General features: G+C 76.1%; 1 protein-coding gene. It reads left to right on the forward strand.

All coding sequences use genetic code 11. The annotated features are described in order from the left end of the window. Positions 1-775 (forward strand): aldehyde dehydrogenase family protein (locus FRW57_RS22345; RefSeq protein ID WP_152187114.1); only part of this gene is annotated, 775 nt, incomplete at both ends.

The following is a 775-nucleotide window of genomic DNA, read 5'->3' on the forward strand; positions in this document are numbered from 1 at the left end:
CCGCCCCGGCGCAGCGCTCCCGCTGGCTCGGCGCCGTCGCCGACGCCCTCGAGCAACACCGGGACGAGCTGGCGCGGCTGGCCGACGAGGAGACCGCGCTCGGGCTCGACCGGTTGCTCGGCGAGGTCGTCCGGGCGGCGGACCAGGCCAGGTTCTACGCCTCGGTCGCCGTCGAGGGCAGCTGGGCGCAGGTCACCGTCGACCAGCTCCCGGACGGCACGGACCTGCGCCGCGTGCGGTGGCCCGTCGGGCCGGTCGCGGTCTTCGGGGCGAGCAACTTCCCCTTCGCCTTCGGCGTGGTCGGCCACGACACGTCCTCGGCGCTGGCAGCAGGCTGCCCGGTCGTCGTCAAGGCCCACCCTGCTCACCCGCGGCTGAGCGTGCGGCTGGGGGAGCTGGTCACGGAGGCCCTCGCCGGGTCAGGCGCGCCCGAGGGTGTGTTTTCGGTGGTGGTCGGCTTCGACGCCGGGCTGCAGGTGGTGGACGCCCCCGAGACCGCGGCGGTCGGCTTCACCGGATCGCAGGCCGGCGGTATGGCGCTCGCCGAGCGCGCGCTCGCCCGGCCCCGCCCGATCCCGGTCTTCGCGGAGATGGGCACGGTCAACCCGGTGGTGGTGACGCCGGGCGCCGCCGGTGCCCGATTGGCCGAGGTCGCCGAAGGCTTCGTCGGCTCGTTCACGCTGGGTCAGGGGCAGTTCTGCACCAAGCCCGGGCTGCTGCTGGTGCCGCGCGGGAGCGGTGCCGCCGAGGCGGTCGCCGCGCAGGTGCGGACCCG

The organism is Segeticoccus rhizosphaerae (assembly GCF_009192725.1).
In the GTDB taxonomy this organism is placed as follows: domain Bacteria; phylum Actinomycetota; class Actinomycetes; order Actinomycetales; family Dermatophilaceae; genus Segeticoccus; species Segeticoccus rhizosphaerae.